Here is a 26,280-nt window from a genome sequence, read left to right on the forward strand (position 1 = left end):
AAACAAACGCAAGATATTCAAATTGTGATCACTTACGTGATTGCAAGTGTAGTACTTTTAACTTTTAGGTTAAGTTAATAAGGGCGCACGGTGGATGCCTTGGCACTAGGAGTCGACGAAGGACGGCACTAACACCGATATGCTTCGGGGAGCTGTAAGTGAGCTTCGATCCGGAGATTTCCGAATGGGGAAACCCACTGCCCGTAATGGGGCAGTACATTTGCGTGAATACATAGCGCATCTGAGACACACCCAGGGAACTGAAACATCTAAGTACCTGGAGGAAGAGAAAGAAAATTCGATTCCCTGAGTAGCGGCGAGCGAAACGGGAAGAGCCCAAACCAAGAGGCTTGCCTCTTGGGGTTGTAGGACACTCTGTACGGAGTTACAAAAGAATGAGTTAGATGAAGCGACCTGGAAAGGTCCGCAGGATAGGGTAAAAGCCCCGTAGTCCAAAATTCATTCCCTCCAGAGTGTATCCTGAGTACGGCGGAACACGTGAAATTCCGTCGGAATCCGGGAGGACCATCTCCCAAGGCTAAATACTACCTAGTGACCGATAGTGAACCAGTACCGTGAGGGAAAGGTGAAAAGCACCCCGGAAGGGGAGTGAAATAGACCCTGAAACCGTGTGCCTACAAATAGTCAAAGCCCGTTAACGGGTGATGGCGTGCCTTTTGTAGAATGAACCGGCGAGTTACGATTACATGCGAGGTTAAGTTGAGAAGACGGAGCCGCAGCGAAAGCGAGTCTGAATAGGGCGAATGAGTATGTGGTCGTAGACCCGAAACCAGGTGATCTACCCATGTCCAGGATGAAGGTAAGGTAACACTTACTGGAGGTCCGAACCCACGCACGTTGAAAAGTGCGGGGATGAGGTGTGGGTAGCGGAGAAATTCCAATCGAACCTGGAGATAGCTGGTTCTCTCCGAAATAGCTTTAGGGCTAGCCTCAAACGTTAGAATCTTGGAGGTAGAGCACTGTTTGGACTAGGGGCCCATCCCGGGTTACCGAATTCAGACAAACTCCGAATGCCAATGATTTATGTTTGGGAGTCAGACTGCGAGTGATAAGATCCGTAGTCAAGAGGGAAACAGCCCAGACCACCAGCTAAGGTCCCAAAGTATTTGTTAAGTGGAAAAGGATGTGGCGTTGCTTAGACAACCAGGATGTTGGCTTAGAAGCAGCCATCATTTAAAGAGTGCGTAATAGCTCACTGGTCGAGTGACGCTGCGCCGAAAATGTATCGGGGCTAAACAAATCACCGAAGCTGTGGATTGATACCTTTGGTATCAGTGGTAGGAGAGCGTTCTAAGGGCGTTGAAGTCAGACCGGAAGGACTGGTGGAGCGCTTAGAAGTGAGAATGCCGGTATGAGTAGCGAAAGATGGGTGAGAATCCCATCCACCGTATGACTAAGGTTTCCTGAGGAAGGCTCGTCCGCTCAGGGTTAGTCGGGACCTAAGTCGAGGCCGATAGGCGTAGACGATGGACAACAGGTTGATATTCCTGTACCACCACCCCACCGTTTGAGTGATGGGGGGACGCAGTAGGATAGGGTAAGCGTGCTGTTGGTTATGCACGTCCAAGCAGTGAGGTGTGAGTGTAGGCAAATCCGCACTCTGTAACATTGAGCTGTGATGGCGAGGACTTAGTCCGAAGTTCCTGATTTCACACTGCCAAGAAAAGCCTCTAACGAGGTGGGAGGTGCCCGTACCGCAAACCGACACAGGTAGTCGAGGAGAGAATCCTAAGGTGAGCGAGAGAACTCTCGTTAAGGAACTCGGCAAAATGACCCCGTAACTTCGGGAGAAGGGGTGCTCTTTTGGGTGTATAGCCTAGAAGAGCCGCAGTGAATAGGCCCAGGCGACTGTTTAGCAAAAACACAGGTCTCTGCAAAACCGTAAGGTGAAGTATAGGGGCTGACGCCTGCCCGGTGCTGGAAGGTTAAGAGGAGTGCTTAGCGCAAGCGAAGGTGCGAATTGAAGCCCCAGTAAACGGCGGCCGTAACTATAACGGTCCTAAGGTAGCGAAATTCCTTGTCGGGTAAGTTCCGACCCGCACGAAAGGCGTAACGATCTGGGCACTGTCTCAACGAGAGACTCGGTGAAATTATAGTACCTGTGAAGATGCAGGTTACCCGCGACAGGACGGAAAGACCCCGTGGAGCTTTACTGTAGCTTGATATTGAATTTTGGTGCAACTTGTACAGGATAGGTAGGAGCCTTAGAGCCCGGAGCGCCAGCTTCGGAGGAGGCGTCGGTGGGATACTACCCTGGTTGTATTGAAATTCTAACCCATACCCGTAACCCGGGTAGGAGACAGTGTCAGGCGGGCAGTTTGACTGGGGCGGTCGCCTCCTAAAGTGTAACGGAGGCGCCCAAAGGTTCCCTCAGAATGGTTGGAAATCATTCGAAGAGTGTAAAGGCAGAAGGGAGCTTGACTGCGAGACCTACAAGTCGAGCAGGGTCGAAAGACGGGCTTAGTGATCCGGTGGTTCCGCATGGAAGGGCCATCGCTCAACGGATAAAAGCTACCCCGGGGATAACAGGCTTATCTCCCCCAAGAGTCCACATCGACGGGGAGGTTTGGCACCTCGATGTCGGCTCATCGCATCCTGGGGCTGTAGTCGGTCCCAAGGGTTGGGCTGTTCGCCCATTAAAGCGGTACGCGAGCTGGGTTCAGAACGTCGTGAGACAGTTCGGTCCCTATCCGTCGTGGGCGTAGGAAATTTGAGAGGAGCTGTCCTTAGTACGAGAGGACCGGGATGGACACACCGCTGGTGTACCAGTTGTTCTGCCAAGGGCATCGCTGGGTAGCTATGTGTGGACGGGATAAGTGCTGAAAGCATCTAAGCACGAAGCCCCCCTCAAGATGAGATTTCCCATTACGCAAGTAAGTAAGATCCCTCAAAGACGATGAGGTAGATAGGTTCGGGGTGGAAGCGTGGCGACACGTGCAGCTGACGAATACTAATCGATCGAGGACTTAACCAAATTGTTTGTTTCTAAGATGTCAGTTTATTCAGTTTTGAAAGAATAAATTTTTATTAAAATAACACTTGTAATAATCTACAGACTTGTTATAATAGAAAATGTCTTTCAGTAATTATTCAAGTCTAGTGATGATGGCGAAGAGGTCACACCCGTTCCCATACCGAACACGGAAGTTAAGCTCTTCAGCGCCGATGGTAGTTGGGGGTCTCCCCCTGCAAGAGTAGGACGTCGCTAGGCGATATTATTCCGAAGTAGCTCAGTGGTAGAGCAATCGGCTGTTAACCGATCGGTCGTAGGTTCGAGTCCTACCTTCGGAGCCATTTCTAGGAGAGCTGTCCGAGTGGCCGAAGGAGCACGATTGGAAATCGTGTAGACGGGTAACACTGTCTCAAGGGTTCAAATCCCTTGCTCTCCGCCAGATAGATTTCTTCTTTACATAATATAATGGCCCCTTGGTCAAGCGGTTAAGACACCGCCCTTTCACGGCGGTAACACGGGTTCGAATCCCGTAGGGGTCACCATTTAAATTAAAACCAGCACTATGGAGGATTAGCTCAGCTGGGAGAGCATCTGCCTTACAAGCAGAGGGTCGGCGGTTCGAGCCCGTCATCCTCCACCATTATAAATTTTCAACACTTATTATTGTCGCGGGGTGGAGCAAATCGTTTCACGAAGAAAGCGATTAACGTCGACGCAAGCGTAGCGTGGAAGACGTAAAATTCACTAATTGCGTAGTTGATTTAAATTTCAACACTTTCTTATTGTCGCGGGGTGGAGCAGTTCGGTAGCTCGTCGGGCTCATAACCCGAAGGTCACAGGTTCAAATCCTGTCCCCGCAACCAAATGGTCCCGTGGTGTAGCGGTTAACATGCCTGCCTGTCACGCAGGAGATCGCCGGTTCGATCCCGGTCGGGACCGCCATTTATTATTCAACAACATAGAGATTTAGGATAAGCAAGCAAATCGAGGAAGCAATCGAACGAAAGAAGGAGCGTACTAAAGTACGTGACTGAATGAGTGAGTGAAGCTGACAAAGAGTAGCGCAGCTTAGCGTAAATCGAAGAGGCTCAGTAGCTCAGTCGGTAGAGCAAAGGACTGAAAATCCTTGTGTCGGCGGTTCGATTCCGTCCTGAGCCACCATTATGCCGGAATAGCTCAATTGGTAGAGCAACTGACTTGTAATCAGTAGGTTGGGGGTTCAAGTCCTCTTTCCGGCACCACTCACCAGTGGAGGGGTAGCGAAGTGGCTAAACGCGGCGGACTGTAAATCCGCTCCTTAGGGTTCGGCGGTTCGAATCCGTCCCCCTCCACCAGTTTTTAATAGGGGCATAGTTTAACGGTAGAATAGAGGTCTCCAAAACCTTTGATGTGGGTTCGATTCCTACTGCCCCTGCCAAATAATAAGTTAACTTTGAATAATGGCGGTTGTGGCGAAGTGGTTAACGCACCGGATTGTGATTCCGGCATTCGTGGGTTCAATTCCCATCAGTCGCCCCATATTCCTTTTAGTTAGCTCTTTTTTTTATTCTGTGGCGGTCGTGGCGAAGTGGTTAACGCACCGGATTGTGATTCCGGCATTCGTGGGTTCAATTCCCATCGGTCGCCCCATTGGGGTATAGCCAAGCGGTAAGGCAACGGATTTTGATTCCGTCATGCCCTGGTTCGAATCCAGGTACCCCAGTTTTTTGCGGAAGTAGTTCAGTGGTAGAACACCACCTTGCCAAGGTGGGGGTCGCGAGTTCGAACCTCGTCTTCCGCTCCAAATTAAGGCGGCATAGCCAAGTGGTAAGGCACAGGTCTGCAACACCTTTATCACCGGTTCAAATCCGGTTGCCGCCTCCAATTTTTAAAAAGTATTTACTGCCTTCATTATGCCGGTGTGGCGGAATTGGCAGACGCGCGGGACTCAAAATCCCGTATCTTCGGATGTGTCGGTTCGACCCCGACCACCGGTATCTATTATGAAATATCACTTACAATTTGATATTTTGACTAAAGCTTATGAATGCTGTTACCGCAGCTTTTGTAAGCTTTTTTTATATTCTCATTCATGATTATTTTTTAATAGTTTCCATTGATTTTAATTTTTTTACTTATGTTTTACACAGACGTCATAAGCTTTCTCATCTTCTATCCTCAGTTCTTTTATTTCATTAGAATAATCCCTTGAGAGTCATTTCAATGTCTTTATGTCCTATACGATCACTTACTTACTAAATTAATACTTTATTATACATATGTACACTAGCATGCAAATGTCTTAATCCATGAATTGAGAATATATCTCTATTCCGTTTCCTATATTAATTAATTTGTATATATTTTATATTCGATTGACAAGATAGTCATATCGACATTAATTATATTCATTATCGAGGAATTCATACAACTAAAACTGAATGAACTAGAGAGACGATAGGAGAGGGATAGATGCATGTTTTCCACGATACTAATGGGATTGACGATTTTATTTATGGTAACAAACTTATACTATTTCTTTTCAGGTCGTAAGTATAAGAAAAGTTATTTTCAGTCAACTTTATTCCAAAAACTATTTTTTACTATGCTTGGCATTACCTTTGGATTTGCTGTTCTTTATTATTTATTGTCCATGGAAGGGGATGTAGTAAGAGTTAGCACTGAAGAGGGGAAAGATGGAGGAGAGAATTTTTTGGATTATCTCTATTTCAGTGGAGTCACCATATTATCAGTAGGTTATGGGGACTTGGTACCTGTCGGAAAGGCGCGATTCTTTGCACTTATACAAGCAGCCATCGGTCTTTTGTTGCCAACCGCATTTTTTATCAGAGCTTTGGGTGAAAAGGAAGATAGCCCTGGGGAAAGCACAAAAAACGAAAAAGAAGGTGAGCAAAGCAATGGCGGTGATGGAGAAAAAGATAGTTGAAGCAGATGAACAATTTTGATTCTTATAAAGATAAATCAACCGGTGAAGGTGTTTTCTTTTTATGTTTGATATATATAAATGGATGTCGATGAATATTCTTACATACTTTCTGACTAAACATGAGTTTTTAACAATAAACAAGCATGTATTCATTTGTAAATCACCATACTAAAGCTACGAATGGAAGATAGGTGACTAAAGTGAAGAAAACAATACTCATCATATTAGCTTTATTGCTTGTTATATGCGGAGGCCTTGTATTGAGTATTTCTATGTCTCCGACAAAAAAGCTTAATGAAGTAAAGATAGCAGCCTCCAAAAAGCCGGTGATTCTTATTGTTGTCGATTCATTAATGACTGAGCCGCTACAAGAGGCACTGAAAGAGGGGAAGGCACCTGCTTTCTCATTTTTAACAAAGAACGGTGATTTTTATCCAGAGTTTATTAGCTCTTATCCAACTATGTCAGTTACGATTGATAGCACCTTGTTGACGGGAACATATGCAGACCGACATAAACTACCAGGATTGATATGGTTTAAAAAGGATGAGAATCGTATGATTAGCTATGGGAGTGGTATAAGGGAAATGTGGGATAACGGGATAAAGCATGTGGCAGCGGATAGTGTTATTCACCTGAATGAATCGCATCTAAGTAAAGATGTTTTTACGATTCACGAAGAACTTGCGAACGCCAAAATGCAATCTGCTTCCATCAATGGTCTCTTATATAGGGGAAGCATTCCCCAAAAATTAAATGTCCCTAAGCTTCTTTCTTTTGCAGATTTATTGCCAAAAGAACTAGAGGTGAATGGTCCAATGATTTTGTCGCTCGGTGCCTTATCTCAATATAATCCAGAGAACGACAAATATAAATACAGCTGGAAACGAATGGGTGTTAATAATGATTTTACCGTAAATGAGATGACGTACTTAATTGAACAAAAGAAGCTTCCTCCGTTTACGCTCGCTTATCTTCCGGATGCTGATGCTTCCATACACAAAAACGGTCCTACTGATAGTACAGCGATTGAAAAGGCTGATCAAGCGATCCAGGAAATGTTCGGTAGTTTTGGATCTTGGGAAGAGGCCATTCAAGAGGTAACCTGGATTGTCCTTGGTGATAGTGGACAATCATCAGTCAAGGAAAAGAAGGAAATGGGTTTAATCGATTTAAATGACTTGTTGAAGGGTTACACATTCTGGGAACGTGGAAAAGAAAATGTGCAGTTGGCAATCGCAATCAATGAACGAATGGCCTATATTTATTTGCAGGATGAACAGATTCCTTTTACTGAGGTAGTAGATATTCTCAAAAAGGATGAGCGAATTGGTTTTATTGCATGGAGTGATCAGCAAACGAATCATGTCGTGAGCGCAAGTGATAAAGAATTCACCTTTTCACCAAACGGACCTTATATTGATGAATATAAGCAGTCGTGGCAGTTGGATGGGGATATGTCTATTTTAGATATAAAACCGGATGAGCATGGAACTATACTCTATCACACGTATCCTGATGCGTTAGCAAGGCTACACGGAGCGCTTCACTCGCAAGAAGGCAAAGTTATTATAGTAGATGCAAAGCCATCTTACGAATTTATTGAAAAACATAGTCACGATCATGCAGGTGGAGGAGCGCATGGGTCACTCCACCGGGTAGATTCTGTTGTTCCCTTGGTGATTGTTGGTGAGACAGAAAGACCCCCTTCTAATCGTCTTGTGGATGTAAAGGAATGGGTTATAGAATTGTTGGGTGGCTCTTAAGTATGGAGCCACTTTTTTTCTGATGCTTCTTTTAAATACAAATTCTTCAGTAGTAGTCATTCAACCTTAATATGAGTATAAATATGAAATAACATAATTAGGAAGTTTTATTTTTCTAAAATAGGGAATAACATATCTAGACGCGATAAACATGAAAGTGAGGAATTTAAAATGATTAAAACATACAATTTTATTATTGAAGGAAAAATTATCGAGGTACATGCAACTTCCAAAACAGAAGCTGAAAGCAAGGCAAACCATATATATGAAGAACTAAAAACAGAGCAATTTCAACAGCAACAATAAAAAACTCTCAACTAAGCGTTGAGAGTTTTTTATATTATTTCATTTCTTCTCTTAAGCTATCGAATAATTTGTCTATTAGATTCTTGGGGATTTCTAAGCAAGAGTCTCCGATACTAAGTTCAAAAGTACAGCTATTCCCATCTTGCTTGCTTAGATAGCTTGTAATCCCTATATGGTTAGCTAACTGTACTTTCGCCAAGATAGCTGCTATTTCTTCTTGGTTACGCTTAAAATGCACATGAAACATATTTGAAACTGGTACCTCTGGAATTGTATAAATATCCTTACAGTCATTAAATAGCTTTGCGAGTTCCATTGCACTATTATAATATTGTTCCATATTATTTGCTCGTTTATCAAAATAATAGTCAGCTGATAGAATATAAGGATATAAGCTTATGAGCGTTCCACCATAACGTTTTCTCCAGATTTTAGATTTCTCTATGAAATCCTTATCACCGGCTAGTACTGCTCCTGCAATCCCGCCAATTCCTTTATAAAAGGACATATAGACACTGTCAAAAAGGTCGCAAACTTCAGCTGCAGTTTTTTTGTAAAAAGGCAACACTTCTAGAAGACGTGCACCGTCCAAATGAAGCATAATAGACTTTTCACGACAATAAGCGGAAATCTGTTTTAATGTTTCAAAACTAGGAAGTTGGCCTCCGATTTCTCTTTGGGGTAGTTCCAATAAAAGACAGGCAATGTCCTCTTCAAGGTTTACCACATCATCTAACTCTATGACTCTATCTTTGTCAGCTAATAAAATAGTCTTGATATGGTGTATTTCCTTTAATCCATCCATTTCATGAATTTCTAAATGGGATAAGGGATGATATGCAACCTTATTTAATTTTTTCTCATCGCACCATATGCGTAAGGCGATTTGTTGGGCCATTGTACCGCTAGGGAAAAACGCAGCTGTGCCTTTGCCTAGTAATTTAGCCATTTTATTTTGGAAATCTTCGATAATATGCCCCTCACCATATATATCACTTAGCTGTTCTCCAGAAATGTCCTTCAATGCATCTTGTAAAACAGAAACGTCTCGTTTTCCATGACCAGCTAATCGATAAGTACACTTGTCATAGGAATTTTTTAAATGGTTCATTTAATTTCCCCCAACGTATTTTTACTTTGTTATAAGATAAGTATAATGTATTTTTTATCTTCTGATAGTTTAAATTTTTGGTTAAAAAGAAGTGCATTGTATTAAAGCTTTGATTTTGGTATATTATTAATAATATATAATCTGTGATGTGAACAAGTAAATAAGAATTGTGAGACAGAAAATATAGCAATTGCTGAGAGCTATATCACCGCTTCTTGTTGAAACCTACCACTGAGATGTTATGCAAACATAACCGATTCGTTTTCGTTACCAAACGTTTAGAGGGCTTAAATTATTTTAAGCTAAACTAAGGTGGTACCACGTCTATTCAAGCACAAGGACGTCCTTTTCCAAGGACAGCTTTGTGCTTTTTATATTTTAAGGAGGGAATTATCATGACTAATCAACAACAAAACGATTTTACTAAATGGTATATTGACACAATCCAAAAAGCTGATTTAATGGATTACACACCAGTGCGTGGATGTATCGCATTTAAACCGGACGGGTACGAAATCTGGGAGCATATCCAAGCAGAAATGAACAAACGCTTTAAAGAAACGGGACACCGCAATGCGTATTTCCCAATGCTAATCCCTGAATCTTTTTTCCAAAAGGAAAAGGATCATATTGAAGGTTTTTCTCCAGAGCTTCCATGGGTAACTGAGGCAGCAGGCGAAAAGCTGGAGGAACGTTTAGCGCTTCGTCCAACTTCCGAAACAATGATCGGTCATTTGTATTCTGATTGGATCAAGAGCTACCGTGACCTACCTGTATTGATCAACCAATGGGCTAACGTGTTCCGTTGGGAAAAGAAAACACTTCCTTTCATACGCACTTCTGAATTTTTATGGCAGGAGGGTCATACCGCTCATGTGGACGAAGAAGAAGCTCGTCAAGAAACAATGCAAATGCTAAATATTTATAAAGAGGTAGTGGAGGGTCTATTGGCCATTCCGGTATATGATGGACAAAAAACTCCTTCAGAGCGCTTTGCAGGGGCTGTAGATACGTTTTCTATCGAGGCAATGATGAAGGATGGAAAAGCGGTTCAAGCGGGTACATCTCATTATCTTGGGACTAAATTTGCTGAAGCATTTGATATTAAATATTTGAACAAAGAAAACAAACACCAACATGTGCATACAACATCTTGGGGAACATCTACTCGATTAATCGGCTCTGTGATTATGGTTCACGGTGATGAGCAAGGTCTTGTATTGCCACCACGTATTGCACCGACACAAGTTGTATTAATACCAGTTGGACCATGGAAAAAGAACCCAGCAATTATTGAAAAATTAGATGAAATTTTTGCTGCTTTAAAAGCAAAAGGTATCCGTGTTCGATTAGATGACTCTGATCAATCACCTGGATATAAATTTAACGAGTGGGAACTAAAAGGTGTACCAGTTCGTGTTGAGCTAGGACCACGTGATTTAGAAAACAGTCAAGTGCTTATGAAGGCACGTGATTTAGATGAAAAAGAATCCATTGATATTAATGGCATCGTTGAGCGCGTAGAAGAAGAGCTAAATACAATGCAAACTCGTCTTTTAGAAAAAGCACGTGCATTCCGTGATGCAAACTCTCATACTCATGTAGATTCCATGGATCAGCTAAAACAACATTTAGACGACTCTGCAGAAAAAGGAGAAATCCCAGGATGGATCCTTGCAGGATGGTGTGGAGACGATGCTTGTGAAGAGCATGTAAAAGAAGAAACGAAATTCACAACACGCAATATTCCATTCAATCCACCTGCTGAGAAATCAACTTGTATTAACTGTGGAAAAGAATCGAAACACACAGTTTGGTTCGGAAGATCCTATTAACCAAATAAGAAAGTACAAATCAGTCATTGTTTATTCAATGGCTGATTTTTTTATTTTCAAAAATCTTGTAAGATTAAGTAAAATAGATCGTCTAATTAAATAGTAGAGAGATAGGGGGGATCACTTGGAAAGGCAGCTAATCGAGGAGTGGTTTGAGTTATATGAGCGAGATGTAACCAGTTTCCTCATTTACTATACAGGGTCAATGGATGTACAGGATCTTGTACAGGAAACTTTTCTTCGTGGAATGAAAAAGATTGCCCATTTTAGAGAAGGGTCACATCCGAAAACATGGTTAATAACGATTGCCAAAAATATCGTCATTGATCGGGCTAGAAAAAATAATATTTGGAATCGGATAAAATACTTACTACGAGATGAAAAACAAACAGAAAATCTAGACCATACTATTTTGCTTGGTGAGATGAATCGTGAACTTTATATAGCAATTAATAGATTGCCAGCAAAAAACAAAGAGGTAATAATTTTAAAAGCAATACTTGAAATGACCTCTAAACAAGTAGGAGAAATACTAGAGGCCAATGAAAACCATGTGAATGTTCTTTATCATCGATCGCTCAAGAAACTGAAGAGCATTCTAGAAACGGAGGGATTTGAGTATGAAGCGAGAACACGATGATTTAGAGGAACAGCTTAGAAACCTTCCGAAGCATTCTCTTACTCAAGAGGATAAAAGAAAAGTTATCCATAGTATTCGCAGTGCTGCAAAACCAAATCGTTTAAAATTTCTAAAACCGCTATCTGTATTTGTAGCAGCAGCTTGTCTTTTAATGGTTGCTTATTTAGCAAGTCCTATGTATAAATCAGAGATAACTCAAGAGTTGAAGTTAGGTCTCGGTTCAATGGAGGAACAGAATTTTTTAAAAAGCTTTGAGCTCGAAATAGCCGGCATTAAAAGCTCGGAGGTCACAATGGATTCATCGAAGGAGACATTGCATGGAGTAAGAGTAAAAGTATTTTTGAAATCTAAGAAGCTTATACCAATCGATGTGTGGAATTCTGTAGAGTTTCGAGCTGCTAACCCACACCTCTTCTTAAAGGATGGATATGGTATTGGAAATTCAGTAAGCTATAGTTCAACCCCGAGCGAGGATGGATACCATTATACGGTAGCTTTTGAATCACTGTACGCAAATTATTCGGAAGTGGAAATACAAAAATTATTAGAGGCAAGCGAAGAAATCAAGTTCACTATGGAATATCAGGGGAAAATATATGGTCTAAATAATAAATCTCAAAAAACGGTTAAAGTAGAAGCGCCATTAGCTACTTCTTTTACTTTACCTGATCGAGATCAAAACGTAATAGGGCTGGATGGAAAGATTGGCATCCTTGGTCCTGAGAATTTCGTGGCAGAGGACACTCGTCGAGTTGCGAAACTCATGCTCTACTATTGGGGTAATCCTGAATCGTTAGTAGGGAAGGAATATAAAGTGGAGGCTATGAACATTTACGGAGAGACTTTTCTATTATCAGAGGGAGTGTTAAGCGCTGGTTTATATAGTGAAGATGCTCACATTTTAACAAGTTTCCCGGCCTTTACGGGAGAGGGAGAATGGCAGCTTTCCTTTTACGTAGAGGAGAATTTGTTCGAGGCATTTAGAATTGAGGTTCTTCCGCCCTTACCAAAAACCGAAAACTATATCCTTTTAGATGCACCAAAAGAAATCCCAGTTGGAAAGACTCATGAACTAATCATAGAAAACCGCAGTGGTGAGGAACAAAGTATAGAGGTACAGCTGATGAATTCAAAAGGAATAATAGAGCAAGAAAGTATATTTCAACTAGATCCCAATGCCCCTTATGATAATCAAGGAACAATTTATCATTATCAAGGAAATATTACAATTCCAGAAAAAGGGGAATGGTCCCTTGTCATAGACGGAGAACAAACACAGCTATTTGAAAATTAACCAAGTAAAAACGCTCCCTCCAAATATGGAGAGGAGCGTTTTTCATAGCAGAAGGTCGGGTAAAACACTAATTAATTGTGGGTTGATTGCCATTGCAATGGTTAGTCATTAGTCATTAGTCACAAAGTAAATGGTAAATGGTCATTGGTTTGCCATCATTTAAATTGTAATGACCTCCTGCTATGCCTTGGCAAGGAGTCTCACCTTACCAAGGATTTATGTTAAGCATATTTTTCTTCATCAAAGGCAATAGTAACAGAATAGTTTTTGGCATTAATAAGTCCAGATAATTTATTTGCGTCCTTCTCAAAGTCCAATGCTTTTTTTCGATATTCCTCTGGCTCATATAAGGCAACCTCTACATAAGTAGTTCCTTCGCCATAGCCTCCAAACTGGATTCTTTGTTTTTCATGGCTTCCTAACTGTTTATATACTCTTGCCTGTGCGCGTAGCTGAGTAGCAAGCTCAATTGCCTCTACGATGGTGAGAGGGTCTTCTTTATAGGTAATTGTATTATTTAAGTTTGCCTCGTAAATAAGTCTATCAAGCTTTCGGATATCATTGCGAATATCGTTCATTTCTAAATCTATTGCTTCCACAGTTCTTATAGGAGGAGCAGGAAGAGTCCCCTTTTCAATAACAGTGAAACCAACGCGCATGATTTCCATTTCCAATTCTTGAACTCGTTTCAATAAAATACTCTTTAGCTTCACTGCCTCTGCAAGAAGTATATGTGCCATAAATTTATATCCTCCATTCAACTTGGTTATTATCTAAAATAATGCTTGCGGCTTCTCCACCATGAACTTGGGTAAACATTTGACCCATAGATTCTAATAATTTATCCGCCTCTTCTTGACCCATAGAAGGTCTTAGAAAGACTACCTGTAAAGCACTCGTTGTATGTTCTGTAACAGCTGTCCGCTTAGAATCGACAAATGGACTTCCAAATGCTTCAACTTCATCTTGAAGTGTTAAAATCCCACTTAAGTTGTTTTCTCTACCATTCAGCCCAAGGTAGCTTGTTTCTTTATTGCCAACTGTGAGGAAGATATCCCCTTTAACCTCATCCAGATCATAAATTCCTAATGGAATTTCATATCTCATGGAGAAGAAGTTATTTAAATCTACAGCAGAATGCATAGGTGTGATATAATTTTGTTTTGCAATCCTTCTATACATTGCTTCCATGGAAGGACGATAACGATTCGGGTCCGCCCCAAGCTTTTTCCAAAGAGCTCGCCATTCCTTTATCCCTTCAAAATCATTAACAGATTTTTCCTCTAGTTCGAAGAATAATTGTTCTTGAAATAATTGGAGACGCCCCTTAAGCATTTGTGGCGAAGTGGATACAATAATTTTGTTATAATAAATAAGGCCGATTTTAAAAGTAGGCTCTATTTGTAATAGAGCTGTATCTAATTTTACAAACATTTTAAACCATCCTTGTATATATTTTCTTCATTGTAACATAAAGAAAGGAGAACTCTAGTGAATATAAACCAGTTTCAACAAAACCTCATAGAATATGCTGCTACCATTGGAATTGATAAAATTGGGTTTACCACTGTTTCTCCATTTCATGAGTTGAAAAATAGATTGATTCGCCAGCAGGAGCTAGGATATGCTTCAGGCTTCGAAGAGCCTGACCTTGATAAAAGAACTCACCCTGAGCTTTTATTGGAGGAAGCACAAAGTATTATTTCGATAGCAATTGCTTATCCGTCTAAGATGAAGAACGCTCCACAAAGTGTAAAGGGAGCTAGAAGGGGAATATTTGCTAGAGCATCTTGGGGAATAGATTACCATACAGTTTTAAGAGAAAAGCTTGCTCAATTAGAATTATATATTTTAACGCATATACCAGATGCTAGACTACGTTCTATGGTTGACACTGGTGAGTTGTCTGATCGTGCTGTTGCTGAACGCTCCGGGATTGGCTGGAGTGCAAAAAACTGTTCCATAATCACACCAGAGTTTGGATCCTATGTCTATTTGGGTGAAATGATTTCCTCTATTCCCTTTGCTCCGAGTGAACAGATGGAGGATCAGTGTGGGGACTGCAGTCTTTGTTTAGAAGTTTGCCCTACTGGAGCTTTAATAGAAGGTGGTCAGCTTAATGCACAGCGATGTATCGCCTTTATCACTCAGACAAAAACGATGGTTCCAGATGAGTTTCGAGCAAAGATAGGAAATAGAATTTATGGCTGTGATACATGTCAAACGGTTTGCCCGAAAAACAAAGGCAAGGCTAATTTACACCAAGAGGCCTTCAAGCCTGATCCAGAGTTAGTGAAGCCTTTACTTCTACCACTGTTAAGCATGTCAAATCGGACCTTTAAAGAAACGTATGGGCATATGTCTGGTTCGTGGAGAGGGAAGAATCCTATTCAGCGGAACGCAATCATTGCATTGGCTCATTTTAAAGAAGAGGCAGCTGTTCCCACTCTTATAGAACTCATGCTTCACGATGCAAGACCAGTAATTCGAGGGACTGCAGCATGGGCAATAGGAAAGATTAATACAGAGGAAGGCTTACTTGCCTTAAAGAAAGCCGAAAAAACGGAACAAGAAGAACAGGTAATAGAAGAGATTCGTAAGGGTCTTGCATTTTACACAATTCAAAATTAGGAAGTGGAAACATTGAGTATTAATGTTGTATTGTATCAACCAGAAATTCCTGCCAATACAGGTAATATTGCTAGAACCTGCGCAGGAACAGGAGCAAAGCTGCACCTTATTCGTCCATTAGGTTTTTCTACAGACGATAAAATGTTAAAGCGTGCAGGACTTGATTATTGGGAGCATGTAGATATTACTTATTATGATGGGTTAGAAGAGTTTTTCGCAGCACATCCTGAAGGTGAATATTATTTAATCACTAAGTTTGGCGCGAAGCCGCATACTACGTTTGACTTTAGCGATTCAGATAAAGAACATTTCTTTATATTTGGACGTGAAACGAAGGGACTTCCTCGTGACTTCATTGACGCACATCCAGATCGCGCCCTTAGAATTCCTATGAATGATAATATTCGATCCTTGAACTTATCGAACACTGCAGCAATTCTTATATACGAAGCATTGCGCCAGCAGGATTATCCAAACTTACATTAAAAAAACGGACGAAGTCTTATAAAGACTCGTCCGTTTTTATGTTGAATATTAATTATTTTTCAGATGCACCTGGTTTGTCGTCGTATCCTGCAGTGAAAATTGCAGAAAGAAACGTAATACAAACGCCAAGAATAAGGATTAGTTTCATACTTAAGCGCCTCCTATATATATTCTAATCATTAGTATAACCTAATTCATGAAAAAATGAAACGAAACAATAAAACGAAATTATGTCCGAATTATTTCATGTCAAAGTTGCATGTAACGTGTGATTCTACTAGGATAGATAAAAAGGAGTGATTTTTTAAATGGATAATTTGAAAAATGGTCCAGAGAACGGTTCAATGGCAACAAACATGGACGAAGTAAAAACATTAGGTAAACAAATGGAACGAATGAGAGATAACCAAGAGCTAGAAGAAGATAATCGTGTATCAGACCCTGCACAGTCCGACAGTGCTACAATTATGAAGAAGAGGAAAGACGACTGATTCTTCAGTCGTTTTTTCTTGAAAGTTAAAGCTGTAGAACTGCCTCCTCGCATTTCCCCATTTGCTTGTCGGGGCAAATATAGGCACTTGCGCTTTTCTTATTGTCTAGCTCCATCGCCTTGCCCCTCGGGGTCAAATAGGAAAATACTGCGGTGGCTGAGGAGCTGCCTCCTCGCATTTTCCCATTTGCCTGTCGGGGCAGATATAGGCGATTGCGCTTTTCTACATAAAAAGGGAAGGATGATGTAAATGGAATTACTAGAGAATTCAACAAAGAGACTGGCTAATGGAGTAGAGATGCCACGTATTGGACTAGGAGTATATAAAATGACAGAGCCAGAAGTTGCTCTAAAAGCTATTACTTATGCTTTAGAATCTGGTTACCGTCATGTTGATACGGCTTCTCTCTACGCAAATGAAAATGAGGTTGGAGAGGCAGTACGAGCTTCTGGAATTTCACGTAATGAAATATTTGTTACTACTAAGGTTTGGAATACAGATCAGGGCTATGACCAAACTTTAAGAGCTTTTGAAAAGTCATTGAAGCTATTAGGAATGGATTATGTAGATTTATATTTAACACATTGGCCAGTTGCTGACAGTTTTGTAGATACATATCGTGCCATCGAGCGTTTGTACGAGGAAAAACTTATTCGAGCAACAGGAGTGTCTAATCATAACCAGCATCACCTTGAAGCTATAGCAGCTAAGGCTAATATTAAGCCTATGGTCAATCAAATTGAGTGTCACCCTCGTTTGACGCAGTATGATTTACGAGAATATTGTGCTTCTCAAGGTATTGCAGTTACCTCTTGGTCCCCACTTGCAAGAGGTGGATTACTTGGGGAACCAACTCTCTCTCGAATCAGTGATAAGTATGGAAAGTCTACCGCTCAGGTAATTATCCGTTGGCATTTACAGCATGATTTAATTGTTATTCCAAAGTCTGTAACGCCTGAAAGAATACACGAAAATTTTGATGTCTTTGATTTTGAATTATCGTTTGAGGACATGAAAAACATTGATGCCCTCAATTTAAATGAGCGTACTGGAGCAGACCCAGACAATTTTAGCTTTAAATAATACAAAAAGGTCATTACTGAGGGGATATCAGTAATGACCTTTTTTATGCGCTGTTATTTCATTGTAAGAATTTTCCTTGAGAGAAAGTATAGGAAGTTATAAAAGGGAAAACAGCGTCAATAAAGGGGGTTTATCTTAATATTTCCCATAAGGCGATACTTTATACAAAAAAATTGAAATTGATTTACGCTTTCACACATGTTGTGATGTCTTATCTGTCTCACACATCCCAACGGAGTCGCCGCCTGCCGCTACAATCAACAAAGAGGGTTCGTTTAAAGTTGGTAAAGAACTATTTAAGAAACAACTGAAATAAGAAGGGAATAATAATCTTTTCTAGAAGTTATGTTAGAAGGTATGATGTTTCTTCAAGGAAGCGATTCTACCGAAGGAGGGATTACTAATGGCAAAAGAGAGGATTTTACCTAGACCGAATAAATATGCTGTTTGTTCGCCAGAGGGTATTTCAATTAAGGAATATTACAAAGGAGTATTTGAGGAAGTTTTTCTCTTTTTTCATCCTTTTATTCAACCAAAAACGATTACTTATGAACTCTTTGAGCCAGATACATATCCAATGATAAATGACATTATAAAACATTGTGAGATGCTTACTTGGAAACAGTTTTTAAAAATATCTAAGATTGAAAACTATAAACAATTGGATATTGGACTAAGAACTAGTATTTCAGGGCTAAATAAGAATGTTGCAAATGAAGATGTAGCTAAGACAATTCTAGATGTATGTAAAAATGAAGAGATTATTGCTCCCTCGGAGGGATGTTTTCCAGTACCGTTAATAACAGGTTTACTTGAGAGTATAAAAAAAGAAGGACATGAATGGATTTGGTATGGTGATGAATTAGGTACAGAGCGAAAATTAGAATATATTGATGATTTAGTTGGAGATTGTAACGCATTTCCTAACCATCCAATAAACCTCTTTACTCATGATCATAGTATACTGTTAACCACCCATTGGGATAGTCATTTCTCCATGTTGTGCTCAGATAAAAATACAGTAAATAAAATAGTTAAATCTTGTAATCTGGAAGGCTTTTATTGTGGTGAACGCACTAAAATATACTGGAGTTTATATCAATGCTAACAAACATTCTTTATAGAAGGTAGGATAATTATCTCTCAATGTAGAAATAATTACCAGGTGACATAATAGAGGAGGACAATATGAGTAAATTTAGTTTGTTTATTAAGTTTATAGTACAAGAAGGCGAACGAGACGCAATGGTAGATATTTTGTTAGAAGCAGCAGAATCAATGAAAAATCTGGATGAATGTGAGATATATCTAATAAACATTTCTGAAAGTGAACTAAACTCTGTTTATGTTTATGAAGTGTGGAGCAATGAAAATGCCCATCAAGCTTCTCTTACTCATGAAGCTACTCAAGAATTAATAAAACGTGCAAAACCATTTATTACTGGAATGGAAAGAATCCGCACCTTAGAAACAAAGGGTGGGAAAGGTATTTTATCGAATTTCTAATAGACCACGGTGCTATCTTTAGTAACAAAGGACAGCATTACTTTGGAACTTAACAAGCTTTAACAGAAATGAGGGGTGCCAAATGTCATTTGATGAGCTGACGAAAGAAGAAGGATATCATATTTCTTTTGAGAGTATTTCCGAACCTCGAAAAGATGAAGTTCAGCTTAGAATAATAGTAAATCAAAGTAAGAATCCAACAGACTTACTTATTTATCCCCACCCAGATAGCAAGGTGACGAGGTTACAAATTGATTTTAAAAACTATATAACGTATTCCGTTATCTACGATGACTATACACGTTGGAATGATGAGGAGGAATTTCAAGGTGATTCCTTCGTAATTTATAAAAGGTCAAATTTATTAAGCTCTCTTCAAAAAGATAATTCGTATTTTCCAAATGGTACACTTGTACATTACTCATTACATTGTATTGAACATATAGTAAATATAATTTCAGTATATGAACCAATGATTATAGAAATAGATTAAGATCGTATTACTCCTGTTATGCCAAAGTTTTGATGAATCAATCAAAATTAGCGCACAGGATCAGAACTAGACAATCTTAATGTATATAAAAAATGGTCATTACTGAGGGAATATCAGTAATGACCATTTTTTTGCTACTATTACATTGGAAAAAATCTTATGTAAATGAAGGGAAAGCATCTTTTATACTAAGTGGTTCCTCTTATTGTTTTCCACTAGGTAATATTTTATTCAATATAATTGCAAGAAGTGATGCAACTGCAATTGGAGAACTGAACATGTATTGCATAGTAGAAGGTAATGAATATAGAAATTCATCAGGAATAAGTGTTAAAGCTAAAGTCACAATCATTGGGATTGCAACTACATACATTTCTTTTTCACCAAAAGAAATATTGCGTATTACCTGTAAGCCATTTATAGCAATAATTCCACATATAATTATAAACACGCCACCAATTACTGCAGAAGGAATAGATGCTATTAAAGCAGCGAGCTTGCTAGAAAATCCAAATAAAACGAACCAAAAACCTACAGCAACAAATACTCGACGACTTGCAATTCCAGTGATAGAAATGACGCCTGCATTTGTTGAATAACCAGTTACTGGTGTAGAACCTAACAAGGATGCTACGAAACAGCCAAGACCTTCTCCGATAACACACCTTTGTTTATTTGGTTATCTGTTAAGGGCTCATCGATTACATTACTGATAGCAAACCATGTTCCAGTAGTTTCAGCCATCAATACAATATATATAATAATCATTGTTATAATAGCAGAAAGGTTGAAGGAAAAACCGAAATCTACAAAAGGTATTTGTGGCAAGCTAAACCAGCTGGCTTGGCTAACAGCTGACAAATCCAAAACGCCCATAGCATTTGCTGCCAAGCATCCGACTGTTAATGCGAGGATGACAGAGATGATTTTAAAAATACGCCCCTTATTTTGTAATAATGAGCTAAGCATAACGCAAAGGATTAAAACAGATGCGGTAATAATTGCCAAAAAGACATTTTGATTGACGGTAGCTCCAGCTCCGTTGTATATATTATCATTAATCGCTACGGGCATAAGGGAAAGACCGACAACGAATATGATCGTACCACCTACTAATGGAGGAATGAATATCTTCACAATTTTGTTGAATAGCCCTGTAAAGCCTAAAAGTATAACTAATGCAGCACCGATTAAACTTGCCCCTAATACAGAGCTCCATCCAAGTGAACCACTACCACTCGCTGCGTAAATCCCAACGATGGCTCCTAGAGGAACATAAGAAGGCCCTTGAGCGATTGGTAGCTTCATACAAAAAGATGTTTGGATAATGGTCGCAATTCCTGCTGCTATAAAGGTAGATTGGATTAAAGCAGTTGACTGGTCAGAGGATAATCCGATTAATAATGCAACAAGGAATGGAACTACATAAATATCCATTGCCAACACATGCTGTAATCCTAGTAATGTAGATTGTCCAAAAGATACTTTTTCATCAGGTAATACGGTTAGTCGTTGTGCGTTATTGTCTTCTTTTAAATTCACTGGAAAACCCTCCAAATATTTTTGAGATTACTATTTTCGAGAATGTACCTTTTCGCCTTGTACCCATACTTCTTGAATGTTTTCTGGACGGACAAGGTACATTATTTTTTGGAAGATATCTTCTAGACTCTCTTTTACTTCAAATAGAGGAAGCTTTGCTGTCGGAAGCTTTGTATCTATAATTTGAATATCCCATGTATATTTTTCTTGAATACGTCCTATAGGAAGACTTAAGCTTTCGCCACCTCCGGCCGTGGCAAGGTAAAATGCTTCATTAATAGTAATACGTGAGTTTGGAACACCACGTTTTGTTGGCGGAAGGTTTTTGTCCACTCCATCCTCTAGCATTCTAGAAGAAATAACTGCCTGACGAGCATTATCGAATAGGCTAGGAGAAAAGCCTCCCGAAATATCAGAGCCCAATCCAATCTCTACTTTCTTAGAATGTAGATGTGCTATAGGTATAACACTGTTTGCAAAATAGGCATTGGATACAGGGCAATGCGCTACCGCGGTACCAGTTTGTGCAAAAAGATCAGCATCAGCATCATCAAGAAAATTACAATGTGCCATAACAGATTTCTCGGTTAAAAGACCAAAATCATGTAAGGCATGCGCGTCATTTTTTTGAAAACGATCCTGAACATAGCCATGCTCCCAGTCACTTTCACTGCAATGCGATTGAATATGAGTATCATATTTTACTGCTAATTCTCCTAAGCCCTTTAAAGCCTCATTTGTACAGCTTGGTATAAAACGAGGCGTCACGACTGGATACACTCCTTGTTTTGTTTTCTCTCCTAACTCCTTAACGGCTATGATAAAATCCTCTGTATCTGTTAGGGCAGTTTGGGTATTAGCATCACGATAATAATTAGGAGTCTGATCTGGATTGTCCATGACAACTTTTCCAACTAAGCCACGCTGTCCTTTTTGTGCACAAATTTCAGCCAATAAAATGCTTGCTTCCTTGTGTACTGTAGCAAAATATAAAGCGGTTGTTGTACCGTTCGCTAATAAGGTATTGACCACTTCCTCATACACATTTTTAGCAAAATTCAAATCTGCAAACTTGGATTCGATCGGAAACGTATAGCTGTTTAACCAATCATATAAAGGGAGGTCTAATGCAGTTCCTGCCTGTGCCCATTGTGGAGCATGAACATGAAGATCAACAAACCCAGGTAGAATATATTGTCCTTCTTCTAGACGATGAAAATTTTCTTTATGTAGATAAATATCTAATATGGCTTGATATTCAGGATTTGCAGGAGATACTATCCGTTCAATTAACCCTTCTCCATTTATACAAAACAGATTGTCTTTAAGAATTTTTACTTCCTTTGGTGTGCTGCTAGTAAAAGCTGTGCCTTGGAAAACCATCGAATAATTTAACATATAAACCACCTTAATGTTCGTGTTTTTTAATTTTTATAATCATATTATATTAGGATATTAAGTAAATGTCTACACAAACCGAACGATGGCTATTTGGATTTTTCTTCTGTGAGCAGATAGACGGCGATTCTGTTGGAAAGTGAGATAGATAATCCAAAAAGAGGAAATCAATTAAACTTTAATCAGTGAAAGTGTAAAGATCTTGTTCGTTTAGAAAGATAAAATAGGAAATATGAAGTTATTCATCTATATATTTCTTAACTAAAAAAACACCCAATTATTTCAATTGGATGTTTTTGTATCATAGTTAGTATATAAGAGGATAATCTTTTATCGTTTATCCTCAGCAATAATCATTTGTCCTGTAATAGGATGCTTAAACTGTACCTTGAATGCATGTAATTCATACGTTTTTGTAGGTGATTTTTTTGCTCCATATAAATCATCACCGACAATAGGATGTCCTAGATGAGCTAAATGTACTCGAATTTGATGAGTGCGACCCGTCTCTAAAATAGCATGAACCTTTGTAAATTGTTCATCTCTGCCTACTACTTCATAGTGAGTGATGGCTAATTGTCCAGAAGGAGATACACGTCTTCTAGTAGGATGATGACGATCAGTGCCTATAGCTGCACGAATCGTTCCATGATTGCTCTTCATTTGTCCTTCCACAATCGCTTCATAAGTACGTACAATTTCCTTTTGTTCGATCATTCGATCTAGCATCCCTTTAGCGATTGGATTTTTTGCAACTACTACCAATCCTTTTGTACCTTCATCAATTCGATGAACATGCTCACCATATTGATGTCCCTTGCTTTGTAAATAGTGGCTAACAGTATTCATCAAAGTATGATTTTGTCCTTGTTCATTTGGATGTGTTGCAACCCCTCGTGGCTTTGAGACGATTAATATATAGTCGTCCTCATATGCTACATACAATGGTATTTGATTGGATGGGAGATAGTTAGAGGATTCTGCTTCCCATTTGAAATTTAAAACATTTCCCTTCTGTTGAGGTAATTTCCATTGTAAGAGTTCCCCATCTTGATCAGTTACTGCTTTTTGCATGCGTAACTCGTGAATAAGCTTTTTACCGAGTTTCCATTTAGTTTGAAGAAGCTGGTCAATAGTCAAGCCGTCCTCTTGTACTGTATAAGTAAGTATATGTTGCATAATCTCTCTCCTTTAAAAAAGGTCATGCCAATTAGACATGACCTTTTTCTTTATTTTAATACAACTTGATCAAAGAATGCTTGAATATTTTCTTTTGGCTGAGCATTTGGCATACGAGCCACTTCTTTTCCATTTTCAAAATGAACTAAAGTAGGTGTACCTTTGATATTAAAATCATCCCATCCTTGTTCATACTCTAAAATATTGTATTTGAATATCTCAACATTATTTTCCTCAGCAATTGGTGTTAATCTTGGCGTCATTTCCTTACAGTGTGAGCATTCTGGACTGAAGAAATAGACCGTAAAGGTTTCACCCTTTTCAATCTTTTCATTTAGATCCTTTGGTAAAATAATGTTTTGATAGTTTGGATCATCGAGTAAGTCAATTGTAGATTGCTTTAGATTGTCTGTATCATAGGGATTGTCCTCTAAAGCATTTTTATTTTTTTGACTGTTTAAAACAAAAATTAGTACAAAAACTAATACTATTACTCCACCGATAATGGCGATTTTCTTCATATTACTTGTCCTCCTTGATACTCTTTAAAATAACTAAGCTACTAATTGCGATTAACAGAAACGCTACCAATGCCAAAAACGGGATAGTGATGAAGCCGAATACATTTATATATTCCCCAGTACATGGGACTCTACCGCAAGCAGGAGCTACATCTTGTAAAAAAGCCAACTTTTGAAGACTATAATGATAAATAGAGAAGCATAATCCTATTATAGAAAATGTAAGTGTAGTGGCGGCAATTTTAACATTTTTTTGTAAAATAGCTATGCCTAGTATAATCACTAGCGGATACATGAGAATCCTTTGATACCAGCATAACTCGCATGGCTCGTATTGTCGTACCTCAGAAAAATACAAGGAACCAAGTGTTGCAACAAAAGCTACAGACCACATGAATAACAGAATATTTTCGATTTTCTTTGTCATAGTATGCTCCTTTGAAATGCTTTGAACTCAAATTAAATTATAAGCGTTTGGAAAGGGCATGTAAAATATTTTATATGTGACAGAAAGAGTTATATAATGAAACATAGTATTTAAAAGAGGAGCGGTAAAATGTCGGAAGAATTTGATTTGTCACAGTTTGAAAAAAGTATGATTATAAGAGAAATGACTTTCTCAGATATAGATTCTATATTAGAAATATCTAGTTTTTGTTTTCCGGGTATGGAGCCATGGAAGGTTGAACATTTAAAAAGTCACTTAACGATTTTTCCAGAAGGGCAGTTAGTAGCCGAATTAGATGGTAAAGTCATTGGCTCCTGTTCAAGTCTTATTATAAATTTTGATGAGTATGATGATCGTCACTCTTGGTCTGATGTGACGGATGAGGGATATATCACAAATCATAATCCCGACGGATACAATCTGTACGGTATTGAAGTAATGGTGCATCCGAATTATCGACGCATGAAAGTAGGGCAGAGACTATACGAAGGTAGAAAGGATATTGCTCGCCAATTCAATTTAAAATCTATCATAATTGGTGGCCGTATACCGTATTATCACAAGCATGCAGATGAAATGTCACCTAGAGAATACGTAACAGCCGTATCACGCCATAAAATATATGATCCTGTTTTAACATTCCAGCTTATGAATGGGTTTACGCTAATGCGTATTAATCCAAACTATTTACCAGATGATGTTGCTTCTGCTAAATATGCAACTTTAATGGAATGGAATAATGTCGATTATATTCCTCTGTCTAAGCGTCACTTTAAGACGAGCTATCCAGTACGTATTTGTGCAGTTCAATATATGATGCGGAAGATTAACTCTTTTGAGGAATTTGCTAATCAATGTGAATACTTTGTAGATGTTGCTTCTGATGCTCAATCTGACTTTGTTGTATTTCCGGAAATCTTTACAACACAGCTAATGTCTTTTTTAGATGAACAGTCGCCTAGTCAAGCTGTACGTAAGTTAACAGAGTACACTCCTCAATATATGGAACTTTTCTCTGATCTTGCGGTAAGATATAACATTAATATTATTGCAGGATCTCATTTTGTTGAAGAAGAAAATGAGGAAATCTATAATATTGCATACTTATTCCACCGTGATGGATCTATTGATAAGCAATATAAAATTCATATTACTCCTAACGAAAGAAAATGGTGGGGAATCAGTGCTGGAGATTCTGTTCAAGTATTTGATACAGACTGTGGGAAGATTGCAATTCAAATATGCTATGATATTGAATTTCCTGAACTTGCGAGAATTGCGACAGATATGGGCGCAAATATTATTTTCACTCCATTTTGTACAGAAGATCGCCAGGGCTATTTAAGAGTACGATATTGTGCACAGGCGCGCGCTATTGAAAATCAAATCTATACAGTAATCTCTGGGACTGTAGGAAATTTACCGCAAACAGAGAATATGGATATTCAGTATGCTCAATCAGCAATATTTGCACCTTCAGACTTTGAATTTGCTCGTGACGGCATTGTTGGGGAAACAGAGCCTAATGTGGAAATGGTTTTAATCGGAGACGTAGATTTAGAAATTTTAAGAAGACAGCGTCAAGACGGCACCGTGAAGCATTTAAAAGATCGTCGACATGATGTATACAGTATAGATTATAAAAAATGA

The 26,280-nt window shown here is 39.2% G+C and carries 21 protein-coding genes, 16 tRNA genes, 2 rRNA genes, 1 pseudogene and 1 other annotated feature; of the genes and pseudogenes, 32 read left to right on the forward strand and 8 right to left on the reverse strand.

Going from position 1 to position 26,280, the window contains the following annotated elements:
- The first annotated feature begins 67 nt into the window (after window positions 1-67).
- The 21 genes from D0S48_RS17130 (at window position 68) to D0S48_RS21155 (ending at window position 7,972) form a co-directional block, all read left to right on the forward strand.
- Window positions 68-2,995, forward strand: a 23S ribosomal RNA gene (locus D0S48_RS17130).
- Between the two features lie 121 nt (window positions 2,996-3,116).
- Window positions 3,117-3,232 (forward strand): 5S ribosomal RNA (gene rrf / locus D0S48_RS17135).
- An 8-nt stretch (window positions 3,233-3,240) separates the two neighbouring features.
- A tRNA-Asn gene (locus tag D0S48_RS17140) sits at window positions 3,241-3,315 on the forward strand.
- 6 nt (window positions 3,316-3,321) lie between these two features.
- Window positions 3,322-3,413, forward strand: a tRNA-Ser gene (locus D0S48_RS17145).
- Between the two features lie 28 nt (window positions 3,414-3,441).
- Window positions 3,442-3,516, forward strand: a tRNA-Glu gene (locus tag D0S48_RS17150).
- Window positions 3,517-3,538: 22 nt separating this feature from the next.
- Window positions 3,539-3,614, forward strand: a tRNA-Val gene (locus tag D0S48_RS17155).
- A gap of 146 nt (window positions 3,615-3,760) precedes the next feature.
- A tRNA-Met gene (locus D0S48_RS17160) sits at window positions 3,761-3,837 on the forward strand.
- Window positions 3,838-3,840: 3 nt separating this feature from the next.
- Window positions 3,841-3,916, forward strand: a tRNA-Asp gene (locus tag D0S48_RS17165).
- 143 nt (window positions 3,917-4,059) lie between these two features.
- A tRNA-Phe gene (locus D0S48_RS17170) sits at window positions 4,060-4,135 on the forward strand.
- A 4-nt stretch (window positions 4,136-4,139) separates the two neighbouring features.
- Window positions 4,140-4,215: transfer RNA gene (locus D0S48_RS17175), tRNA-Thr, on the forward strand.
- A 9-nt stretch (window positions 4,216-4,224) separates the two neighbouring features.
- Window positions 4,225-4,308, forward strand: a tRNA-Tyr gene (locus D0S48_RS17180).
- A 9-nt stretch (window positions 4,309-4,317) separates the two neighbouring features.
- Window positions 4,318-4,391 (forward strand) — tRNA-Trp (locus D0S48_RS17185).
- Between the two features lie 25 nt (window positions 4,392-4,416).
- Window positions 4,417-4,492, forward strand: a tRNA-His gene (locus tag D0S48_RS17190).
- Window positions 4,493-4,527: 35 nt separating this feature from the next.
- Window positions 4,528-4,603 (forward strand) — tRNA-His (locus D0S48_RS17195).
- A gap of 1 nt (window position 4,604) precedes the next feature.
- Window positions 4,605-4,676: transfer RNA gene (locus D0S48_RS17200), tRNA-Gln, on the forward strand.
- 6 nt (window positions 4,677-4,682) lie between these two features.
- Window positions 4,683-4,757, forward strand: a tRNA-Gly gene (locus tag D0S48_RS17205).
- 6 nt (window positions 4,758-4,763) lie between these two features.
- Window positions 4,764-4,837: transfer RNA gene (locus D0S48_RS17210), tRNA-Cys, on the forward strand.
- A 31-nt stretch (window positions 4,838-4,868) separates the two neighbouring features.
- Window positions 4,869-4,950, forward strand: a tRNA-Leu gene (locus D0S48_RS17215).
- A gap of 479 nt (window positions 4,951-5,429) precedes the next feature.
- Window positions 5,430-5,900: a potassium channel family protein gene (locus tag D0S48_RS17220; RefSeq protein ID WP_151112955.1), complete on the forward strand. Its 471-nt coding sequence runs from the start codon at window positions 5,430-5,432 to the stop codon at window positions 5,898-5,900.
- Window positions 5,901-6,160: 260 nt separating this feature from the next.
- On the forward strand, window positions 6,161-7,666 hold the full coding sequence (locus tag D0S48_RS17225; protein WP_225321640.1) for an alkaline phosphatase family protein: 1,506 nt from the start codon (window positions 6,161-6,163) through the stop codon (window positions 7,664-7,666).
- Between the two features lie 171 nt (window positions 7,667-7,837).
- On the forward strand, window positions 7,838-7,972 hold the full coding sequence (locus D0S48_RS21155; protein WP_255475366.1) for a hypothetical protein: 135 nt from the start codon (window positions 7,838-7,840) through the stop codon (window positions 7,970-7,972).
- Window positions 7,973-8,006: 34 nt separating this feature from the next.
- Here D0S48_RS21155 and D0S48_RS17230 read toward each other — a convergent pair whose 3' ends face one another.
- Window positions 8,007-9,083: a threonine aldolase family protein gene (locus D0S48_RS17230; protein ID WP_151112959.1), complete on the reverse strand. Its 1,077-nt coding sequence runs from the start codon at window positions 9,081-9,083 to the stop codon at window positions 8,007-8,009.
- A gap of 134 nt (window positions 9,084-9,217) precedes the next feature.
- Window positions 9,218-9,434: a binding site (T-box leader), on the forward strand.
- 44 nt (window positions 9,435-9,478) lie between these two features.
- Between D0S48_RS17230 and proS the strand changes: the two genes are divergently transcribed.
- The 3 genes from proS to D0S48_RS17245 all read left to right on the forward strand — a co-directional run bounded on the left by proS (window position 9,479) and on the right by D0S48_RS17245 (window position 12,852).
- Window positions 9,479-10,918 carry a proline--tRNA ligase gene (proS, locus tag D0S48_RS17235; RefSeq protein ID WP_151112961.1) on the forward strand — a complete coding sequence of 480 codons (1,440 nt, stop codon included), beginning with the start codon at window positions 9,479-9,481 and terminating at the stop codon, window positions 10,916-10,918.
- A 124-nt stretch (window positions 10,919-11,042) separates the two neighbouring features.
- A complete protein-coding gene (locus D0S48_RS17240) occupies window positions 11,043-11,558 on the forward strand; it encodes an RNA polymerase sigma factor (RefSeq protein ID WP_151112963.1) in 516 nt (171 codons plus the stop codon).
- Complete coding sequence (locus D0S48_RS17245) at window positions 11,539-12,852, forward strand: hypothetical protein (RefSeq protein ID WP_151112965.1); 1,314 nt, start codon at window positions 11,539-11,541, stop codon at window positions 12,850-12,852. Before D0S48_RS17240 ends, D0S48_RS17245 begins: the two co-directional genes overlap by 20 nt.
- Window positions 12,853-13,073: 221 nt before the next feature.
- Here D0S48_RS17245 and D0S48_RS17250 read toward each other — a convergent pair whose 3' ends face one another.
- The gene (locus tag D0S48_RS17250; RefSeq protein ID WP_151112967.1) at window positions 13,074-13,592 is read right to left on the reverse strand and encodes a hypothetical protein; all 519 of its coding nucleotides are present in this window, start codon (window positions 13,590-13,592) and stop codon (window positions 13,074-13,076) included.
- Between the two features lie 4 nt (window positions 13,593-13,596).
- A complete protein-coding gene (locus tag D0S48_RS17255) occupies window positions 13,597-14,286 on the reverse strand; it encodes a B3/B4 domain-containing protein (RefSeq protein ID WP_151112969.1) in 690 nt (229 codons plus the stop codon).
- A gap of 57 nt (window positions 14,287-14,343) precedes the next feature.
- On the opposite strand from D0S48_RS17255, the gene queG reads away from it, so the two are divergent.
- The 7 genes from queG (at window position 14,344) to D0S48_RS17290 (ending at window position 19,542) form a co-directional block, all read left to right on the forward strand.
- Window positions 14,344-15,483, forward strand: coding sequence for a tRNA epoxyqueuosine(34) reductase QueG (queG, locus tag D0S48_RS17260; protein ID WP_151112971.1), 1,140 nt, complete (start codon window positions 14,344-14,346; stop codon window positions 15,481-15,483).
- A gap of 12 nt (window positions 15,484-15,495) precedes the next feature.
- Window positions 15,496-15,969, forward strand: coding sequence for a tRNA (uridine(34)/cytosine(34)/5-carboxymethylaminomethyluridine(34)-2'-O)-methyltransferase TrmL (gene trmL, locus D0S48_RS17265; RefSeq protein ID WP_144541919.1), 474 nt, complete (start codon window positions 15,496-15,498; stop codon window positions 15,967-15,969).
- Window positions 15,970-16,277: 308 nt separating this feature from the next.
- Window positions 16,278-16,460: a hypothetical protein gene (locus D0S48_RS17270; RefSeq protein WP_144541921.1), complete on the forward strand. Its 183-nt coding sequence runs from the start codon at window positions 16,278-16,280 to the stop codon at window positions 16,458-16,460.
- A gap of 249 nt (window positions 16,461-16,709) precedes the next feature.
- A complete protein-coding gene (locus D0S48_RS17275; RefSeq protein ID WP_151112973.1) occupies window positions 16,710-17,543 on the forward strand; it encodes an aldo/keto reductase in 834 nt (277 codons plus the stop codon).
- 403 nt (window positions 17,544-17,946) lie between these two features.
- Window positions 17,947-18,651, forward strand: coding sequence for a DUF2711 family protein (locus D0S48_RS17280; RefSeq protein ID WP_151112975.1), 705 nt, complete (start codon window positions 17,947-17,949; stop codon window positions 18,649-18,651).
- Window positions 18,652-18,731: 80 nt separating this feature from the next.
- The gene (locus tag D0S48_RS17285) at window positions 18,732-19,049 is read left to right on the forward strand and encodes a putative quinol monooxygenase (RefSeq protein WP_151112977.1); all 318 of its coding nucleotides are present in this window, start codon (window positions 18,732-18,734) and stop codon (window positions 19,047-19,049) included.
- Between the two features lie 82 nt (window positions 19,050-19,131).
- The gene (locus tag D0S48_RS17290) at window positions 19,132-19,542 is read left to right on the forward strand and encodes a hypothetical protein (RefSeq protein ID WP_151112979.1); all 411 of its coding nucleotides are present in this window, start codon (window positions 19,132-19,134) and stop codon (window positions 19,540-19,542) included.
- 202 nt (window positions 19,543-19,744) lie between these two features.
- Here the strand turns inward: D0S48_RS17290 and D0S48_RS17295 are convergent.
- The 5 genes and pseudogenes from D0S48_RS17295 to D0S48_RS17315 all read right to left on the reverse strand — a co-directional run bounded on the left by D0S48_RS17295 (window position 19,745) and on the right by D0S48_RS17315 (window position 24,609).
- A pseudogene (locus D0S48_RS17295) lies at window positions 19,745-21,099 on the reverse strand (uracil-xanthine permease family protein).
- A gap of 15 nt (window positions 21,100-21,114) precedes the next feature.
- Entirely contained in the window at window positions 21,115-22,482 is a 1,368-nt protein-coding gene (gene guaD, locus D0S48_RS17300) for a guanine deaminase (protein ID WP_151112980.1), read from the reverse strand.
- 330 nt (window positions 22,483-22,812) lie between these two features.
- On the reverse strand, window positions 22,813-23,661 hold the full coding sequence (locus D0S48_RS17305) for an RluA family pseudouridine synthase (RefSeq protein WP_225321641.1): 849 nt from the start codon (window positions 23,659-23,661) through the stop codon (window positions 22,813-22,815).
- Between the two features lie 50 nt (window positions 23,662-23,711).
- Window positions 23,712-24,182 carry a thioredoxin family protein gene (locus tag D0S48_RS17310; protein ID WP_151112982.1) on the reverse strand — a complete coding sequence of 157 codons (471 nt, stop codon included), beginning with the start codon at window positions 24,180-24,182 and terminating at the stop codon, window positions 23,712-23,714.
- Between the two features lies 1 nt (window position 24,183).
- Window positions 24,184-24,609: a disulfide oxidoreductase gene (locus D0S48_RS17315; protein ID WP_151112984.1), complete on the reverse strand. Its 426-nt coding sequence runs from the start codon at window positions 24,607-24,609 to the stop codon at window positions 24,184-24,186.
- A 129-nt stretch (window positions 24,610-24,738) separates the two neighbouring features.
- Between D0S48_RS17315 and D0S48_RS17320 the strand changes: the two genes are divergently transcribed.
- Window positions 24,739-26,280 (forward strand): carbon-nitrogen hydrolase family protein, encoded by a 1,542-nt coding sequence (locus D0S48_RS17320; RefSeq protein ID WP_144541937.1) that lies wholly within the window; start codon window positions 24,739-24,741, stop codon window positions 26,278-26,280.

The sequence above is a fragment of the Psychrobacillus sp. AK 1817 genome, assembly GCF_008807035.1.
Classification (GTDB): domain Bacteria; phylum Bacillota; class Bacilli; order Bacillales_A; family Planococcaceae; genus Psychrobacillus; species Psychrobacillus faecigallinarum.

Excerpts from the sequence above, each read along its gene's own strand:
- D0S48_RS17245 (WP_151112965.1), top strand. The coding sequence starts at position 11,539 with ATGAAGCGAGAACACGATGATTTAGAGGAACAGCTTAGAAACCTTCCG.
- D0S48_RS17320 (WP_144541937.1), top strand. The coding sequence starts at position 24,739 with ATGTCGGAAGAATTTGATTTGTCACAGTTTGAAAAAAGTATGATTATA.
- D0S48_RS17290 (WP_151112979.1), top strand. The coding sequence starts at position 19,132 with ATGTCATTTGATGAGCTGACGAAAGAAGAAGGATATCATATTTCTTTT.
- D0S48_RS17250 (WP_151112967.1), bottom strand. The coding sequence starts at position 13,592 with ATGGCACATATACTTCTTGCAGAGGCAGTGAAGCTAAAGAGTATTTTA.
- D0S48_RS17220 (WP_151112955.1), top strand. The coding sequence starts at position 5,430 with ATGTTTTCCACGATACTAATGGGATTGACGATTTTATTTATGGTAACA.
- D0S48_RS17255 (WP_151112969.1), bottom strand. The coding sequence starts at position 14,286 with ATGTTTGTAAAATTAGATACAGCTCTATTACAAATAGAGCCTACTTTT.
- D0S48_RS17270 (WP_144541921.1), top strand. The coding sequence starts at position 16,278 with ATGGATAATTTGAAAAATGGTCCAGAGAACGGTTCAATGGCAACAAAC.
- D0S48_RS17285 (WP_151112977.1), top strand. The coding sequence starts at position 18,732 with ATGAGTAAATTTAGTTTGTTTATTAAGTTTATAGTACAAGAAGGCGAA.
- D0S48_RS17280 (WP_151112975.1), top strand. The coding sequence starts at position 17,947 with ATGGCAAAAGAGAGGATTTTACCTAGACCGAATAAATATGCTGTTTGT.
- proS (WP_151112961.1), top strand. The coding sequence starts at position 9,479 with ATGACTAATCAACAACAAAACGATTTTACTAAATGGTATATTGACACA.
- D0S48_RS17315 (WP_151112984.1), bottom strand. The coding sequence starts at position 24,609 with ATGACAAAGAAAATCGAAAATATTCTGTTATTCATGTGGTCTGTAGCT.
- guaD (WP_151112980.1), bottom strand. The coding sequence starts at position 22,482 with ATGTTAAATTATTCGATGGTTTTCCAAGGCACAGCTTTTACTAGCAGC.
- D0S48_RS17305 (WP_225321641.1), bottom strand. The coding sequence starts at position 23,661 with ATGCAACATATACTTACTTATACAGTACAAGAGGACGGCTTGACTATT.
- D0S48_RS17275 (WP_151112973.1), top strand. The coding sequence starts at position 16,710 with ATGGAATTACTAGAGAATTCAACAAAGAGACTGGCTAATGGAGTAGAG.
- D0S48_RS21155 (WP_255475366.1), top strand. The coding sequence starts at position 7,838 with ATGATTAAAACATACAATTTTATTATTGAAGGAAAAATTATCGAGGTA.
- D0S48_RS17230 (WP_151112959.1), bottom strand. The coding sequence starts at position 9,083 with ATGAACCATTTAAAAAATTCCTATGACAAGTGTACTTATCGATTAGCT.
- D0S48_RS17310 (WP_151112982.1), bottom strand. The coding sequence starts at position 24,182 with ATGAAGAAAATCGCCATTATCGGTGGAGTAATAGTATTAGTTTTTGTA.